We start from the raw sequence: 16,768 nt of genomic DNA on the forward strand, positions 1-16,768 counted from the left end.
GTATGACGAGGGCGAGGGCGCGGTGCGCCTGTTCGTCGCCCGCCAATGGATTCCCGGCGAGCCGGCCGCGCAGCGCCACCACCAGGTCAGCGCCAACGCCGAAAACGCCTTCCTGCACCAGCAGACGGTCAACCTCAGTGGCGGCCGTGATTACCAGGCGTTGGCCGCGCAGGGTGCGGGCGTACTTGGGGTGTTCGAGCGTGGCCATGTCTCGGCCAACTGGACCTTCAGCCACCAGCGCTACCGCAACCAGCGCACGCGACACGACTTCCAGCTGGACAACGCCTACTACCGGCACGACATCGGCCCGGAGCACTACCTGCAGGCCGGGCGCATGGACCGCCGCAACCTGTCCAGCCCGCAGGGCGGCACCTTCAGTTTCAGCATGCTGCCGCTGGACCGCTTCCAGGGCCTGCGCATCGGCACCACCCAGGCCTACGTGGACAGCGAAGCGGCCGTGCAGGCCACGCCACTGACCGTGCTGCTGGCGCGCGATGCCCGCGTCGATGCCTTCGATGGCCAGCGCCTGCTGCAGACCTATTACCTGCAGGCCGGCATCAACCAGATCGATACGCGGCGTTTCCCGTTCGGCAACTACACCGTCACCCTGCGCATCTACGAAGACGGTGTGCTGGTACGCAGCGAAGAAGCGCCCTTCGACAAGGGCGGCGACCGGGCCGACAGCAGCGTGCAGTGGTTCATGCAGGGCGGCCGCCGCAGCGAGCGCCGCAGCGACCAGTTCGATGGCGAGATGGCTGCCATGGCCGGTGTGCGCGTGCCGCTGGGCCGCAGCGCCACCGTCACCGCTGGCGTGGCCGACCTGGCGGGCTTCAGCTATGGCGAACTGCGCGTGGACCTGCGCCGGGTGTTCGCCACGCAGGAGATCCGCGCCAGCTTCAGCGGCATGCAGGGCAGTGATGGCAGCCGCGGGCAGCAGCACCAGCTGTCCTACCGCCGCCACGCATCCTGGAACCTGTACCAGCAGCGCATGCGCGGCAAGGCCTGCGAGTTCCGCGACGATGCCCGCGACCAGCTCGGCTGCGCCGATTCGCTCAGCGCCTCGGTGGCGTTGCCGGTGGCCGGTGGCCATGCCTACCTGGCCTATACCCGGCGCCAGACCTGGCGGCAGGGCGTGGGCATCCCCGGCGATATCGACGATCCGCTGTACGGCCTGGACCCGTTGCTGCCGCCGTGGGCGCCGCGTCCCAGCCGCGAACCGCAGCTCAGCCGTACCTGGCAGGCCAGCTACAACCGCAGTGAACGCTGGGGCGACTTCAGCGCCTCCACACGCGTGGGCGTGTGGCAGCAGCACAACGACGGCAGCCTGCGCAGCAGCCGCGACCGTGGCGTGTTTCTCACCCTTACCCTCACCCGCCTGCAGCAGGGCGAGCGCGGCACCGCGCAGCGCCGCTACGGGCTGGACCTGCGCCAGCCGCGGCACCAGCGCCCGGATGTGACCTACAGCGTGGCACAGAGCCTGCGCCAGGATCACGACGACCAGTTCCGCGAACTGTCCGCCGAACTGCGCGGCAACAACAGCGACCGCTACAGCGCCACGCTCAGCGGGCAGCTGCAGAACCGCATCGGCCACACCGGCGCCACCGTGTCGCACTACCAGCAGCGCGGGCGCGATGAGCTGGCCTACAGCGCCACCCACAGTTCCGGCGTGGCGCTCGGTTCGCGCGGCCTGTACTGGGGCGGCGGCCTGGGCGCCGATGCAGGCCTGGCCGTGCAGGTGGATGGCACCGACGACCTGGAACTGACCGGCGTGGCCGCCGAACTGCAGGTGGGCGGCCTGCGCCGCCAGCGCCTGAAGCTGGGCGACCGCCGGCTGCTGCCGGTGTCGGCGTACCAGTCGCATCGTGCCGAAGTGCAGGATGCCAGCGCACTGGACAGCATCGCCTCCATCCGCGTGACCGGCGTGGGCGGCGCGCGCCCGCTGTTCCTGCCGCCCGGCAAGCTGCTGCGCATGCCGGTACCGATTGAAGTGACCTACACCTTCATCGGCAATGCGCACGACCTGGCCGGCACGCCGCTGCGCGGTGCCCGCATCCTCAACGCACCGGTGCCGGGCACCGGCAGCAACGGCGGCTTCGTGGCCGACTTCCCGCGCCGCGAAGCGGTGCTGTACCTGCTGCAGGACGACCGCCTGCTGCAATGCCCGCTGCAGGTGCGCGAGCGCCGCCAGGTAGTGCTGCTGGTGGGTGCCGTGCAGTGCGAACCGCTGAACGTGGCGCAGCTGCCGGCGGACATCCGCCAGCAGGCGCGGGTGACGCGGTTGCTGCAGGAAAAGGCGTTGATCGCCAGCAGCCAGCAGGCTGCCGCGGGAGGTGCGCGATGAGCCGGTGGCTGTGGTGGTGGCTGATGCTGTTCAGTGCGCTGGTGCTGGTGGTGCCGCAGGCGATGGCACAGCGGCCACCGGAAACGCATCCGACCGATGAGCATCGCGACATCGTGATGAGTTGGGATCGGTCTGCGATGCCGGGGGACATCGTGTTGATGCCGCCGCGCACGCTGCTGGCGTACGACCATGTGGATCCGGGTAAGCGCTATGGCGAGCTGCATCTGACGTGTGTTTCGGATAGTAGCGCGGAGAGGGGGCGGTGCCCGGTGGAGGGCTTCCTCGATATTCTGCTGGGGACAAGAGCCATACCGCTTGAGTTCGTTGAGGCGAGATCAAACATGCGCGTCGAGCTCGGCTTGCAGGCTGGACTCGAGAGGGCACTCAGTGGGCGGTCCTGTCTTGGTGACTTCTGGCAGGAAGGTATCCGGGCGCCGTGGTCGACGTTCGCGCCAGAATGTTCGACTGATTCTGCAGTGGGTACTGGCGCGCAGATCGCTCTCTTCGCAACCGAGCTTGAGAAACTCGTCGCCGGCATCTGGACCGCGACGCTCGAACTCCGCGCGAACACCCCCGACGCCCGCAACCTCGCCACGTACACCTACCGCTTCACACTCACCATCACCGACTACGACGCGGTCTCCATCTACCTGCCCGAGTTCCAGGAAGCCGCGCCCACCGTAGGCCTCAATCTCAGCTACGACCCCATTGCCCGAACCGTGGGTGGCCGTGCGCATCTGGACATGTGCCTGTACGACGGCCTGGGTTCGCAGAGCGAGTACCTGGGGGTCACCGTGCGCGACAGCGGCACGCGCCCTCCGGGGCCCACCGGCTATTCGGTCTGGCATACCGACGGTGCCGGCGGTGACAGCCAACGCATGGACTACACCGTCACCCTCGACCACAACGGCGCGCGCATTCCATTGCGCAACGGGGTGGAAGAACAACTGCGCAACATCGATACGGCGCGGCTGCGCCTGGTGATGTTGCCAGGGATGTCGCAGCCGGTGTTCTGCGTACCCACGCCACTCACCCTCGATACCCCACGCGTACCCATCGACGAGAAACGTTCTGGTGCCTACCAGGGCGATCTGAAGGTCGAACTGCGCCTGCCTACCTCCCGCCCGTGACGTCGATGGAGCTCACTATGCATCCCGCCTTGTCCTGCCTGTTCACCTGCGCGCTGCTGCTTGCAGCCGCGCCCGCCCACGCCAACCTCACCGTGCATCCGATGCGTACCTCGGTCGAGGCCCGGAAGGGCGCGCAGATCCGCGTGTACTCGCAATCCACCACGGCGCAATACGTGCAGGCCACTGTTCGCCGCATCGACGATCCGGCCAGTAGCGACGAGCAGGAAATCGAGATCGAGCCAGCCGACGCGGCCATTGCCATCACCCCGGGCAAGTTCGCCCTGGCCGGTGGCGGCAATCGCCTGATCCGGATCATTCCGCTGCAGCCGGTGGAGAAGGAGACCGCCTACCGCGTGTACTTCGAAGGTGTGCGCGGTCCTGATGATGCCGAGCCGGACGATCCGGCCACCCGCGCTGCCGTGGGCATGAGCCTGATCTGGGGGGCGCTGGTGAACGTGGTGCCGGCCAACGGGCATGTGGACGTGCGCGTGCAGGGCAACAGCCTGGTCAATACCGGAACCCTGCGCGTGGGCCTGACCAGCGTGGCCGACTGCGATGCGGCCGGCGCCTGCACCGCCCATGACGTCTCACGCAGCCTCTACCCCGGTGCGTCCCTGCAATTGCCCTTTACCCCGAAGCCCGGCCATCGCCTGCAGCTGCGCTATCGGTTGACCCGCGATGGCTATCGCGAACACGTGCAGGCCCTCGCGCTCTGAAGCGCTCGCCCCGTCGCGGCAGCGCGCTGCGACGGGCTTCTTTTCCCTTGGTTGTTAAGGAGACACCATGAACAGGATCTATCGTCGTATCTGGTGCACTGCGCGGCAGTGCTGGGTGGTGGCCAGTGAGTTGGCCGCGGCGCGTGGCAAGCGTGCTGCTGGCCCGCGCGCACTGGCCAGCGTGCTGCTGATGCTGCTTGGCACACCCCTGCTGTCTGTTGCATCGGAGCGTGGCAGCGAAAATGAAGATGGCGAGGCGCCACTGGAAATCGTAGGCAATGACCTGGGGGCACCCGCCACCCAGCTTGCCATGCAGGAGGCGATGCGCTCGGCGGCACATGCGGGGTATGAATCCAGGGTAGGTGTAATGGGCCAGATGCCGATGGCCAATGGATCCACCCTCGGTGGCTATGCCATGTTCAACGAATCCTGTGACGGGGACCTGGGCGGGACCTACTACCGGTGTACACCTTCCTACGGGTCCATTGAAAACTTCGTAGGGAGCAAAGTGAACTATAGCTCAAAAGACGTTCTGCACACCGGCGTTGCCATCGACGTGAGCGGCCACTACTCCACGTCCTTCGGACACGGTATCAATGTTCGTGGTGACTTCACTTCTGTATTTGGATACGGCGCCAAGGCACTTGCTGGATACAGCACCATCATCGGCGCCACGGCTATTGGCAACGGTATCGGTACTACGGTTGTAGGAAATGATGCGCGCGCGTACGGCCTCAATTCGATGGCATTCGGTAGTGGTGCTCGTACCGTGGAAAGTCAGGCTGGCACCTCACGTGTCGCGATCGGCGGCAATGCCTTCGCGGGCACAGCCGGATACTCCGGCGCCGTTGCCCTCGGCGGCAATGCTCGCGCGGAATACAATGGCGTCGCATTGGGGCACCATGCCAAGGCACTCGCAACCGGCTCGGTTGCGCTGGGTATCAACTCAGAGGCGACCGAATCAAATTCGGTATCGGTGGGTAGCAGCAGCACCAAGCGCAGAGTCGTCAACGTGGCAGACGCGCGTTTGTCCACCACCAGTACCGATGCGGTAACTGGCCAGCAGCTCTACGCGACCAACCAGAACGTCACCACCGCGACCAATACGGCCAATGCCGCAAAGACCGCTGCCGACCAGGCACTGGTCAACACGCGACTGGTCACCCAGACCTCGGCCAGCAGTGCCGTACGCGTGGGCGGTGACAACACCGGCACCCAACTGGACATCCGCAACAAGTCCAACGCCAACCGCAAGCTGACCGGGGTGGCCGACGCCACCCTCAGCACCACCAGCACCGAAGCAGTCACCGGCAAGCAGCTGCATGCCACCAACACTGCGGTGACCACGGCGCAGACCACGGCAACGGCAGCGAAGGGCGCGGCGGACACTGTCGCGGCGCGCGTGGATGCGCAGGCGCTGGCGCTCGGCCGTTCGGCCTTGGCCGGTGGCACTGGCGATTCGGCTGCAGTTGCCCTGGGAACCAACGCCGCTGCCTACAGCCGTGACAGTATCGCTCTGGGGCCGAAGGCACGGGCGGGCGTAGGTGCCGATGGCGAGAACAACAATGGTGTGGGGGCAACTTCGATCGGCTCAGGCAGTTGGAGTGCGAATGCAGCCACGGCCATCGGCTATCGCGCGAGGGCGTTGAGTAATCGCTCCATTGCCATGGGCATGGACGCCATGGCCTCCGCATCGAATGCGGTTGCGCTGGGTGACGACGCGGTGTCCAGCTTTGCCGGCAGCGTTGCGCTCGGCAGCAACTCGCGAACCACCGGTGTGAATCAGATTTCGGTCGGCAACGACACGGTCAAGCGCCGCATTGTGAATGTCAACGATGGCACCCTCAGCGCAACCAGCAGCGATGCCGTTACCGGCAAGCAGCTGCACGCGACAAACACCACACTGACCAGCGTGAGTAGCACCGCTACCGCGGCCAAGGCGGCCGCCGACAATGCCCTTGGTCAGGTGACCACCGTGGCCGGTCTGGTCGGGCAGGTATCGGCCAGCGGCAATGTGCGCCTGGGTGCGCAGAACACCGGCACCGTGCTGGATGTAGCCAACAAGAATGGTGCTGCCCGCCGCATCAGCAACGTGGCCAATGCCACGCTCAGTGCATCCAGCACCGATGCCGTGACTGGCCAGCAGCTGCATGCCACCAACACGGCGGTGACCACCGCACAGTCCACGGCAACTGCCGCGAAGACGGCGGCCGACAGCGCCATCAGCCAGGTGGGTACGGTGGCCGGTCTGATCGGGCAGGTGTCGGCCAGTGGCCAGGTCCGCCTGGGCGCCGAGAACACCGGCACCGTACTGGACGTGTCCAACAAGAATGGTGCGCGCCGCCGCATCCAGAGTGTCGCCAACGGCATCCTGGGCGCATCGAGCACCGATGCGGTGACCGGTCAGCAGCTGTTTGCCACCAACGAGCGCGTAGGCTCGGCAGAGGCGCGGAACGAGGCCCAGGATCTGCAGTTGGTGGATCATGCTGATCGTCTGGCTGGCCATCGCGTGGATCTGGACCGCCTGCGCGCCGAGTTCGATGGCTTCGAACCGGATCTGGAAGGCGTGGTGAAGTTCAATGCTGACCGGACCCTGGTTGACCTTGAAGGTGCTGTGGTGAAAGGCGTTGGTCCGGGGGATATCAGCTCGGCTGCCAGTACGGATGCGGTGAATGGTGGGCAGTTGTTTGCCACCAATGCCCGGATCGAGCAGATGGAGCAGGGTAGTCGTTTCCTGCAGGTCGGCTACGATGAGTTCAGCGAGGATGCGTCGGCTGGTTGGTTGGGTGTCGCCATCGGTGATTCCGCAGAGTCGTCACCGACTGGTGAGGGTGGCACCGCTGTGGGCAGCTTCTCGAAGGCGCTTGGTATCAACTCAGTGGCGCTGGGACGCGGTGCCTATGTCGCTGTAGAGGCGGGCGAAGGCTTTGCACTTGGGGCGAGTTCAAGAGTGGGTGCTGCCGGTGGTGTTGCGGTGGGTGCACTCGCAATTGTTGATCAGAATGCGAGGAATAGCGTCGCCCTGGGTCACTCTTCGTATGCGGATGAGGAGAACACCGTATCGGTCGGTATGAAGAACCAGGAGCGACGTATCGTCAACGTCCAGAGGGGACGAAACAGCACTGACGTAGCTACGGTGGAGCAGCTCAAAGATGGTCTCGCCACCCTTGGCGGCGGTGCCAGCCTCGACGCCAGCGGCAACATCATCGCGCCCACCTACGCGATTCAGGGGAGCAACCACAACACCGTCGGCGATGCGCTGACCGCGCTGGATGGTGCGGTGGTTGTGACCGATGCACGCGTTGGCTCGCTGGAAGGCAAGCTGCGCTCGGCATTCCAGGACACCACGATCCGCGCTGATGGTTTGAACCAACTCACGCTGTCCGGCGCACAGGGGGCGGTGCTGACCAATCTGGCTGATGGTCGAATCGCAGCGGGCAGTCGCGATGCAGTGACGGGTAGCCAGTTGCACGATGCCAAGCAGGAGATCGCCCGCAATCGCAGCGATCTGGATGCGCTGCGCGACTCTCAGGTGACGAACAACGATCTTGCACGCTTGTCTGCGGCTGAGACAGGGCACGTAATTGACTTCGGCGGCGCGACACTGACTGGTGTGGCGGATGGCGAGCTGTCCGCAGGGAGCAAGGATGTTGTGAATGGCCGGCAGCTGTACACCACCAACCAGCGCATGGATGGCCTTGAGCAGGGAAGCCGCTTCGTGAAGGTTGGCTACGACGATCTGAGCATTGATGCATCGGCGGGCTGGTTGGGTGTGGCTATCGGTGATTCCGCCGAATCTTCGCCGACAGGCGAGGGTGGCACAGCGGTTGGTAGCTTCTCGAAGGCTCTCGGACGAAATTCTGTCGCGCTAGGTCGCGCAGCATTTGTTACGGAGTCGGCGATAGAAGGCTTTTCTTTGGGCGCGAGCTCGACCGTGAATGAAAGTGGGGGTGTCGCACTTGGCGCTCGCTCGGTTGTTGTTGATGGCGCTCGCAACAGCGTTGCACTTGGGTATGCCTCTGTTGCTCAGGAGGCGGACACCGTTTCTGTTGGTAACGAGGACTATCGCCGCCGCATCGTAAACGTCGCCAACGGCCGCAACGCCCAGGACGCCACCACCGTCGCCCAACTCAACGCCACCCTCGCCAACCTAGGCGGCGGCGCTCACATCGACAGCAACGGCAACATCATCGGCCCGCACTTCACCGTCCAGGGCCAGCAGCAGTCCACGCTCAACGATGCACTGCAGTCGCTTGATGGCGCTGTCACCAGCCAGGGCTCGCGCGTGGACAAGGTGGAAACCCAGCTCCGCTCCGTCTTCCAGGACACCACCACCCGCAGCGATGGCCTGAACGAGCTCACCCTGGCCGGTGCACAGGGCATGGTCATCTCCAACGTGGCCAACGGCCTGGTAGCTGCCGGTAGCCGCGACGCCGTCAACGGCGGCCAGCTGCACGACGTGCAGCAGCAGCTCAACGGCCGCATGGACGGGCTGGAACAGCGCATCGACGGCCAGTCGCAGGCGCGTGTTGCCGTCAACGCCACCGGAGCCCCCGAGGCCCCCACGCCGCCGGCCGAAACGTCGACCGTGGCTGACATCGGCAAGGCACCCAACGCCACGCCGGAAACCCCGAAGGAGCCGACCCCGCAGGTCGATACCGCGGATCTGGAAAAGATGCTGGCCCGCGCCAACGAGTACAGCGATGGCATCTCGCGCGAGGTGGATCGTCGCCTGGACAAGATGGACAAGCGCTTCAACCGCATGGCGGCGATGAGCAGCGCGCAGAGTGCGATGGCCATGAACACCGCCGGCCTGAACACCTACAACCGCCTGGGTGCGGGCGTGGGCTACAGCGATGGCGAGTCGGCCATGGCGGTGGGCTACCAGCGCGTGCTCAACGAAAAGGGCTCAGCCACCTTCAGCCTCAATGGCGCGTTCACCAACAGTGGCGAACGTACCGTGGGCGTGGGTGTGGGCATCGGCTGGTAAGCCATGACGCCCCGGCGTGGTGCGCGTAACGAGCCCCGCCGCGCCGGGGCACTGGCCGAGGAGATGGCAATGTACGGTTGGGTACGTCGATTCATGAGCTACCGCAGCTTCTATCTGTGGCGTGCGCGGTACTACTACTACACCCGGCACCTGGATGGCTGGATGCTGGCCAGCCTGCTGTGCCTGTCCGGTGTGGTCATGCTGCTCTGGTACTACTGGCGGTTCACCAATGTGCCTCCGCCGCGCATACACCCGCAGGCGGCCGCGCTGCGGGTGGAGGGCATCGGCAAGGAGGCGATCCATCGCATCGTGCTGGTGCGTCATGGCAGCAACACGCCGGGGCAACCGTACGTCACCGCGGAGGACATCCGTGCCAGCACGCGGCGAACCATGCGGGTACGGCAGGCGATGGAAAGCGAAGTGGCGTGGCGGTTGAAGGCCAACCTGCTGGCGGATATTGCCGATTACATCGAGGCCACGGGCGGCTGTGCGCCCTATCGCTGCACGCGTGTGGTGGACCGCATTGCCTCGCTGCGTGAGGCGGCCGAGGAAAACGCCGGCATCAACCGCGCGCTGCAGACCATTCTGGATGGGCCCCACGATCTGGTGCCGAGCCTGGAAAGCAGCGATCGCCAGCGGGTGAAGAGCGGCTGGTCTGATTCGTTCAGCGACATCTACCATCAGGCCTGGTTGTTGAATGACCTGCAGACCATGCATGCGCGGATGATGGAGGAGTATCCGAAGCGTGCCGCCGCCCCCTGGCTGGCCGAGTGGATGAGTGACCCCGAGCCGTCGCGTGGCACCGGATTGCCACTGTAGCCATGCTCGGCTGCTCTTCGGCCAGGCATCTGTGAAACCTGAAGCAGAGTGCGGACCAACGGTCCGCACCCACCCAGGGCAGGTGCCGCTGCGCTCGCCGGCCATGGGCCGGCGCTACCGTCGTCATCCGCCGATGTACGCGGTGATCTCCGCTTCCGCCAGCACCTGCCGCAACTGCGCAACAGACGCGCGCCGCATCGGCTTCTCATCCACCGGCGACAACGGTGCCTGACGCAGGGCGTCGTACGGCAGCACGGCCAGGTCGAAGGTCAGTTCCTCGGCACTGAACACCCATACCGGCACATCCAGGCTGCGTTCGCGGTCCATGCGCAGGCGGCGCACCCGCGATTCTGCGGGAATGCCGTGCTCGTCCAGGAAGCGATGCACCGCCTCCGGGTCGTCGCTGTGCAGGTGCAGCTGCACGGGGCTGTTGGCATCCGCGGTGCCATCCAGCACCGGGCCGGCCAGGCGCGGGGAGAAGCCGTGCAGGAACTCCAGCGCACGCATTGCGGCTTCGCGACGACGCTGCAGTTCGTTGCCATGCTGGGGCCCGGAGAACAGCCGCTGGTACTCGCGCAGGGCGTCTTCGATCTCGGTATTGCGGGGCAGGGAGGCATCGTCGTGGATGCCGAGCCGGCTGGCGGCCTTCAACTTGGCCTGGTGGTAGTCGCGGATGCCGCCTTCGGCCATCAGGCGGGCGGCTTCGTGGGCGAGGCGGTGGCGCCGCTCGCGGGTCTGGCTGGCAGCATGCTGGCGGGCGCGATGCATGCGATGACTCCCTGTTGCGACCTGGCTACAGACTAGCGCACGGATGTGACATCTGCGTGGGTATGTGCGGGTGCCGTTGATCCTGTAGAGCCGAGCCCATGCTCGGCTGCTCTAACGCGGGCCACCGGAGCCGAGCATGGGCTCGGCTCTACAGAGGCGGTGCCAACCAAGGTTGGCCCCCATCCCTACCTGCCTCTTAGAAGATATCGAACGCGGCGGCGTCGGCCTGCGGCGTATTGAGGTTCAGGTCGTAGTCGGTCAGGCGATCCATGTCTTCCACCTTCACCCACTCGGTTGCGCCGTTGAGGGTGGCCTGGACCATGCCGCTGGGCGGATCGTTCTGCGCGATCGGGGTGTCCTTCAGCGCGGTGCGCATGTAGTCGATCCAGATCGGCAGGGCGGCCTTGCCACCGTATTCGCGGTAACCCAGCGAGCGGAAGTCGTCGCGGCCCACCCACACGGTGGTCACGTACGGGCCGCCGAAGCCGGAGAACCAGGCGTCGCGGTGGTCGTTGGTGGAACCGGTCTTGCCACCCACGTCCTCGCGGCCAAGTACCTTGGCCTGCACGCCGGTACCGCGCTGGACCACGTCGCGCATCATCGACACCAGCTGGTAGGCGGTGCGGGCGTCGATCGCGCGCGGGGCGGTGCGGGCATCCGGGTTGACCGGGGCCGCCGGGGTCTCGGTCTTGGCTTCGGCCTTGGCCGCAGCGGCCGGGTCCACCTTCGGGGCCGGGGCGCCGAAGTTGAAGCCGTCCACCACCTGGTTGACCGGCTGGTCGCTGCTGCCGGCACAGTCGCGGCAGGCCAGAGCGGGGTTTTCCTTGAACACCAGGTTGCCGTCGCGGTCGTTCACCTGGTCGATCAGCCAGGTGTCCACGCGCGAGCCGCCGTTGGCGAACACGGCGTAGCCACGGGCCACCGACAGCGGGGTGAGCGAAGCAGTACCCAGCGACATCGACAGGTTCGGCGGCAGCTCGGATTCGGCAAAACCAAACTCGCTGATGTACTTGCGTGCGTAGTCCACGCCCATGCCGTCGAGCAGGCGCACCGAGACCAGGTTGCGCGACTGCACCAGCGCTTCACGCAGGCGCATCGGGCCGCGGAAGCCGCCGCCATCGTTCTGCGGGGCCCAGGTCTTGCCGCGGCGGTCGCGGAACACGACCGGGGCGTCGAGCACGATCGAGGCCGGGTTGTAGCCCTTGTCGAAGGCGGCCGCGTAGACAAACGGCTTGAAGCTCGAACCCGGCTGGCGACGGGCCTGGGTGGCGCGGTTGAACTTGTTGCCGGAGAAGCTGAAGCCGCCGACCAGCGCCTTCAGCGCGCCGTTATGGGCATCCAGCGAGACCAGCGCGGACTGGCCGCGCGGAATCTGGTCCAGCAGCCACTCGCCCTCCTTGGCACCGGCACGCACGCGCACGATGTCACCGCGCTGCACCAGCTTGCCCGGGGTCTTGTTGGTCCACTTGGCGGCACCGGCCGGCAGCACGATCTCGCTGCGGTTGGCCAGCACCACGGTGGCGCTGCCATCGGCGCCGGTGCTGGCGACGATCGCCGGCAGCAGGCCGGCCTGGCCGAACATGCCGCGCAGGTGCTCGGCCAGGGCGGCGGCGTCTTCGCCTGCACCCACCTGGACCTGCTTCTCCACGCCGTGCCAGCCGTGGCGGTGGTCGTACAGCAGCAGGCCGTCGCGCACCGACTGGTTGGCGGCGGTCTGCAGGGTGGAGTCGATGGTGGTGGTGACGTGGTAACCCTTGTTGACCACATCACCGCCGAAGCGGGCGATCATTTCCTGGCGCACCAGCTCGGCCACGTACGGGGCGTCGACCTGCACCGGCGGCTCATGCGCGGTGGCGTGCATCGGCACGGCCTTGGCCGCGTCGGCCTCGGCCTGGCTGACGAACTTCAGGTCGGCCATGCGCTGCAGTACGTAGTTGTCGCGGCGCTGGCGGGCACGTTCCGGGTTGGAGATCGGGTTGCCCGACGAGGGGAACTTGGGGATGCCGGCCAGCGAGGCCATTTCATCCAGGTCCAGCTCGTTCAGCTTCTTGCCGTAGTAGAACTCGGCCGCGGCGGCCACGCCGTAGGCGCGGTTGCCGAAGAAGCTCTTGTTCAGGTACAGCTCGAAGATCTCATCCTTGCTCAGCTCGGACTCGATCTTCCGCGCCAGCAGGATCTCGGCCAGCTTGCGGGTGTAGCTGTACTCGGAGCTGAGGAAGAACTGGCGGGCCACCTGCTGGGTGATGGTGGAGCCACCCGGCACGCGCTTGTCGCTGGTGGTGGCCAGCAGCCACACCGCACGGCCGATGCCCATGTAGTCCACGCCGCCATGCTCGTAGAAGCGGGCATCCTCGGTGGCCAGGAACGCCTGCTTCAGCTTTTCCGGCACGTCCTTCATGGTGATCGGGGTGCGCCGGGTCTCGCCGAACACCGCCATCAGCTTGCCGTCGGCAGCATAGACGTACATCGGCTCCTGCATTTCCACGTCGCGCAGGGTCTGCACGTCGGGAAGCTTGGAGGACACAGCGTAGTACAGACCGCCCACGGCGGCCGCGCCGATCAGCGCCAGGACCAGGACAATCAGGAAGATCCAGCGCAGCCAGCGGCGGAGTCGAGTCATCGGGTTCAGATTCCGATTGCGAATTTCGTGGTCGCAGAGTATAGATTACGCAAGGTGGCGGCTGGGGTCGGCACCGGGGAGCGCAAGGGGAACAGTCAGGGGCTGCATCGTGAATCCGTGAGGAACTTCACAGCAGGGCCGTTGCCATTTGCTAAGAATACGTTATTAATGCTCGGACGCAGGTCTTGCGTCCAAGTGCCCGTCGGCAGGGGAGAAACCGTGGGGCTCATCCCAAAAAGTCAGTCGCCGCTTGTAGGCGTCGACATCAGTTCGACTGCGGTAAAGCTTTTGCAGCTGTCCCGCAGCGGCAATCGTTTCCGTGTGGAACACTACGCTGTGGAACCTCTTCCGCCGAATGCGGTGGTGGAGAAGAACATCGTGGAAGTGGAGGCCGTGGGTGAGGCCATCCGCCGTGCGATGAACCGTTCAGGCAGCAAGGCCAAGCTGGCCGCTGCCGCCGTCGCCGGGTCGGCGGTGATCACCAAGGTGATCCCGATGCCGGCCGAGCTCGACGAGAACGACATGGAAGCCCAGATCGAGCTGGAAGCGGTCAACTACATTCCGTACCCGATCGAGGAAGTGAACCTGGACTTCGAGGTGATCGGGGCGATCCCGAACAACCCGGAGATGGTCCAGGTGCTGCTGGCCGCGTCGCGTTCTGAGAACGTGGAACTGCGCCAGTCCGCGCTGGAACTGGGTGGCCTGCAGGCCAAGGTGATGGACGTGGAGGCCTTCGCGGTCGAGAACGCCTACGCCCTGGTCGCCAGCGAGCTGCCGGTATCGATCGACGGCGTGGTCGCGCTGGTCGACATCGGCGCCACCATGACCACCCTCAATGTCCTGCGCGGTGGCCGCAGCCTGTACAGCCGCGAACAGGTGTTCGGTGGCAAGCAGCTGACCGACGAGATCATGCGCCGCTACGGCCTGAGCTACGAGGAAGCCGGTCTGGCCAAGCGCCAGGGCGGGTTGCCGGAAAGCTACGAGATGGAAGTGCTGGAGCCGTTCAAGGAGGCCACGGTCCAGCAGATCAGCCGCCTGCTGCAGTTCTTCTATGCGGGCAGTGAGTTCAACCGTGTCGACCACATCGTGCTGGCCGGCGGCTGCGCCGTGCTGGGGGGTCTGCCGGAGATGGTTGAAGAACAGCTGGGCGTGCCGACCGTGGTCGCCAACCCGCTGGCACAGATGACCCTGGGCCCGAAGGTGAACGCACATGCGCTGGCCCAGGATGCCCCCGCGCTGATGATCGCCACCGGTCTGGCGCTGAGGAGCTTCGACTGATGGCACGCATCAATCTATTGCCCTGGCGCGCCGAGCGGCGCAAGCAACGCCAGCGCGAGTTCTACGCAATGCTGGGCATGGCCGCGATTGGTGGCCTGCTGCTGTCGCTGCTGATCTGGTTCTACTACGACCGCCAGGTGAGCGGCCAGATGGACCGCAACGCCTATCTGGAAGCCGAGATCGAGAAGGTCAAGGAACAGAACAAGGAGATCGACCGCCTCGATGCGCAGAAGGACCGCCTGCTGGCCCGCAAGAAGGTGATCGAGGAACTGCAGGCCAAGCGCTCGCAGATGGTCCACCTGTTCGACGCATTGGTGCGCACGATTCCTGACGGCGTGGTGCTGACCGCCCTGCAGCAGGAGGGGGACATGCTCACCCTCGAGGGGCGCACCCAGTCCAATGCACGCGTGTCGGCTTACATGCGCAACCTGGAAACTTCCGGCTGGATGACCAACCCGGAGCTGTCGATCATCCAGGCCAGTGCCGCAGACAAGAGTGCTGCCGGCCCGGTATCGGACATCAAGGCACTGCCGTACATGTTCAAGGTCACGGTGAAGCTGCCTGCGCAGAGTGAAGAGACCGGCACCCCCGGTTTGAACGCCGATGGCAGCGTGGCGGCCGCGCCGGCTGCGACGCCCGCCGTGGCGCCGCTTGCCGCCGGCCCCGATGCGGCGGCCCCGGCCGCTGCAGCAGCGCCGGCCCCGGCCCAACCGGCGGCGGCCCCGGCAGCGGCGCCGGCCACCGCACCGGCCACCGCACCGGCCACCGCACCGGCCACTGCGCCGGCGCCTGCACCGGCCAAGCCGAACCAGCCCGCCGCACCGGCACCGGCCGCCAGGCCTGAGGGCAGCCGCCTGGCGCAGCCGCCGCAGGCCTCTTACGCCCCGCTGCAGGGGGATCGCGCATGAGCCAGAAAATCGATCTGAAGAACCTGGATTTCAACGACATCGGCAACTGGCCGCAGAAGGCCAAGATCGTCTTCTGTTCGTTGCTGGCCCTGGTCATCATGTTCGTTGCGTGGATGCTGCTGATCAGCGGCAAGCGTGATGAACTGGCCAGCCTGGAGTCGAAGGAAAGCGATCTGCGTACCGAGTTCTCCAAGCAGCAGGAACGCGCGGTGAACCTGGGGCCGCTGAAGCAGCAGCTGGCGCAGATGGAGCAGGTCCTGCAGCAGATGCTGCGGCAGCTGCCCAGCAAGACCGAAATGCCGGACCTGATCATCGACATTTCGCAGACCGCGCTGTCCAGCGGCCTGACCAGCCAGCTGTTCGAACCGGAACAGGAGCAGGTCAAGGAGTTCTACGCCGAGAAGCCGATCAAGCTGAAGATGGTGGGCAGCTATCACCAGTTCGGCGCGTTCGTCAGTGGCGTGGCCTCGCTGCCGCGCGTGGTGATCCTGACCATGCACGACATCAACCTGAAGCCGGCGGACAAGGCTGGCGGTGGTTCGCGTGCCGGTGCGCTGGAGTTGTCCGGCACGGTCAAGACCTACCGGTATCTCGACGAGACCGAGGTGCAGGAACAGCAGAAGGCTGAAGCCGGCAAGGAGGGCAGCAAGTGATCCGTTCCTTCTTTGCACGTTGCGGGATGGTCGCTGCCGTGCTGCTGCTGGCCGCCTGCGGCCGTGGCGTGACCAGCACGCCGGGCGACGCGCCGAATCTCGAGAAGTGGGTGGAAGGCGAACGTGCCCGGCCGGCGCAGCCGCTGGAACCGTTGCCTGTGATGCAGCAGTTCGAGACCTTCGAGTACTCCGCGCAGGGCCTGCGTGATCCGTTCACCGACGCCTGGACCAATCCGCAGGGGAATGGCGGATTGCGGCCGGATCCGAACCGGCGCAAGGAGCCCCTGGAGGGCTTCCCGCTGGACGCACTGGACATGGTCGGTACCATCGGCACCGGCGGCGGCACCGTCGCGCTGGTGATGGGGCCGGACAAGGTGACCTACCGGGTGCGCCCGGGCGGCTACCTGGGGCAGAGCGACGGGCGGGTCACTGCGGTCTTCGAAGACCGTGTGGAGCTGATCGAACTGGTGCCGGATGGCGCGGGTGGCTGGCTGGAACGGCCGGCAACGCTCTCGCTTGAAGATCAATGATCGTTTACTGGGGAT

Annotated in this window: 11 protein-coding genes; 9 read left to right on the top strand and 2 right to left on the bottom strand. The window is 66.0% G+C overall.

All coding sequences use genetic code 11. From position 1 onward, the window contains the following. The 5 genes from QRO91_RS08635 to QRO91_RS08655 all read left to right on the top strand — a co-directional run. Positions 1–2,341 (top strand): TcfC E-set like domain-containing protein (locus QRO91_RS08635; protein WP_285310364.1); only part of this gene is annotated, 2,341 nt, incomplete at its 5' end. After that, a complete protein-coding gene (locus QRO91_RS08640; RefSeq protein ID WP_049432624.1) occupies positions 2,338–3,471 on the top strand; it encodes a CfaE/CblD family pilus tip adhesin in 1,134 nt (377 codons plus the stop codon). The genes QRO91_RS08635 and QRO91_RS08640, both read left to right, overlap by 4 nt. Positions 3,472–3,488: 17 nt before the next feature. Then, positions 3,489–4,187 carry a pilus assembly protein gene (locus tag QRO91_RS08645; RefSeq protein WP_049432627.1) on the top strand — a complete coding sequence of 233 codons (699 nt, stop codon included), beginning with the start codon at positions 3,489–3,491 and terminating at the stop codon, positions 4,185–4,187. Between the two features lie 67 nt (positions 4,188–4,254). Continuing rightward, entirely contained in the window at positions 4,255–9,177 is a 4,923-nt protein-coding gene (locus QRO91_RS08650; protein ID WP_197651210.1) for an ESPR-type extended signal peptide-containing protein, read from the top strand. 69 nt (positions 9,178–9,246) lie between these two features. Further along, positions 9,247–9,996 carry a hypothetical protein gene (locus QRO91_RS08655; RefSeq protein ID WP_049432630.1) on the top strand — a complete coding sequence of 250 codons (750 nt, stop codon included), beginning with the start codon at positions 9,247–9,249 and terminating at the stop codon, positions 9,994–9,996. A 123-nt stretch (positions 9,997–10,119) separates the two neighbouring features. On the opposite strand, the gene QRO91_RS08660 is transcribed toward QRO91_RS08655, so the two are convergent. Beyond that, positions 10,120–10,764 carry a hypothetical protein gene (locus tag QRO91_RS08660; protein ID WP_049432633.1) on the bottom strand — a complete coding sequence of 215 codons (645 nt, stop codon included), beginning with the start codon at positions 10,762–10,764 and terminating at the stop codon, positions 10,120–10,122. A gap of 196 nt (positions 10,765–10,960) precedes the next feature. Then, positions 10,961–13,384 (bottom strand): penicillin-binding protein 1A, encoded by a 2,424-nt coding sequence (locus QRO91_RS08665; RefSeq protein WP_049432636.1) that lies wholly within the window; start codon positions 13,382–13,384, stop codon positions 10,961–10,963. A 219-nt stretch (positions 13,385–13,603) separates the two neighbouring features. On the opposite strand from QRO91_RS08665, the gene QRO91_RS08670 reads away from it, so the two are divergent. From QRO91_RS08670 to QRO91_RS08685, 4 genes are read left to right on the top strand one after another with little or no spacing between them, the layout of a single operon-like run. Beyond that, positions 13,604–14,662 carry a pilus assembly protein PilM gene (locus QRO91_RS08670; protein ID WP_005410860.1) on the top strand — a complete coding sequence of 353 codons (1,059 nt, stop codon included), beginning with the start codon at positions 13,604–13,606 and terminating at the stop codon, positions 14,660–14,662. Then, entirely contained in the window at positions 14,662–15,570 is a 909-nt protein-coding gene (locus QRO91_RS08675; protein ID WP_049432643.1) for a PilN domain-containing protein, read from the top strand. Before QRO91_RS08670 ends, QRO91_RS08675 begins: the two co-directional genes overlap by 1 nt. Next, on the top strand, positions 15,567–16,223 hold the full coding sequence (locus tag QRO91_RS08680) for a type 4a pilus biogenesis protein PilO (protein ID WP_005410857.1): 657 nt from the start codon (positions 15,567–15,569) through the stop codon (positions 16,221–16,223). Before QRO91_RS08675 ends, QRO91_RS08680 begins: the two co-directional genes overlap by 4 nt. A gap of 26 nt (positions 16,224–16,249) precedes the next feature. Beyond that, positions 16,250–16,753, top strand: a complete 504-nt coding sequence (locus QRO91_RS08685) for a pilus assembly protein PilP (RefSeq protein ID WP_043035665.1) — start codon at positions 16,250–16,252, stop codon at positions 16,751–16,753. The last annotated feature ends 15 nt before the right edge of the window (positions 16,754–16,768 follow it).

Source organism: Stenotrophomonas maltophilia group sp. Smal32, assembly GCF_030237085.1.
Taxonomy (GTDB): Bacteria; Pseudomonadota; Gammaproteobacteria; order Xanthomonadales; family Xanthomonadaceae; genus Stenotrophomonas; species Stenotrophomonas maltophilia_Q.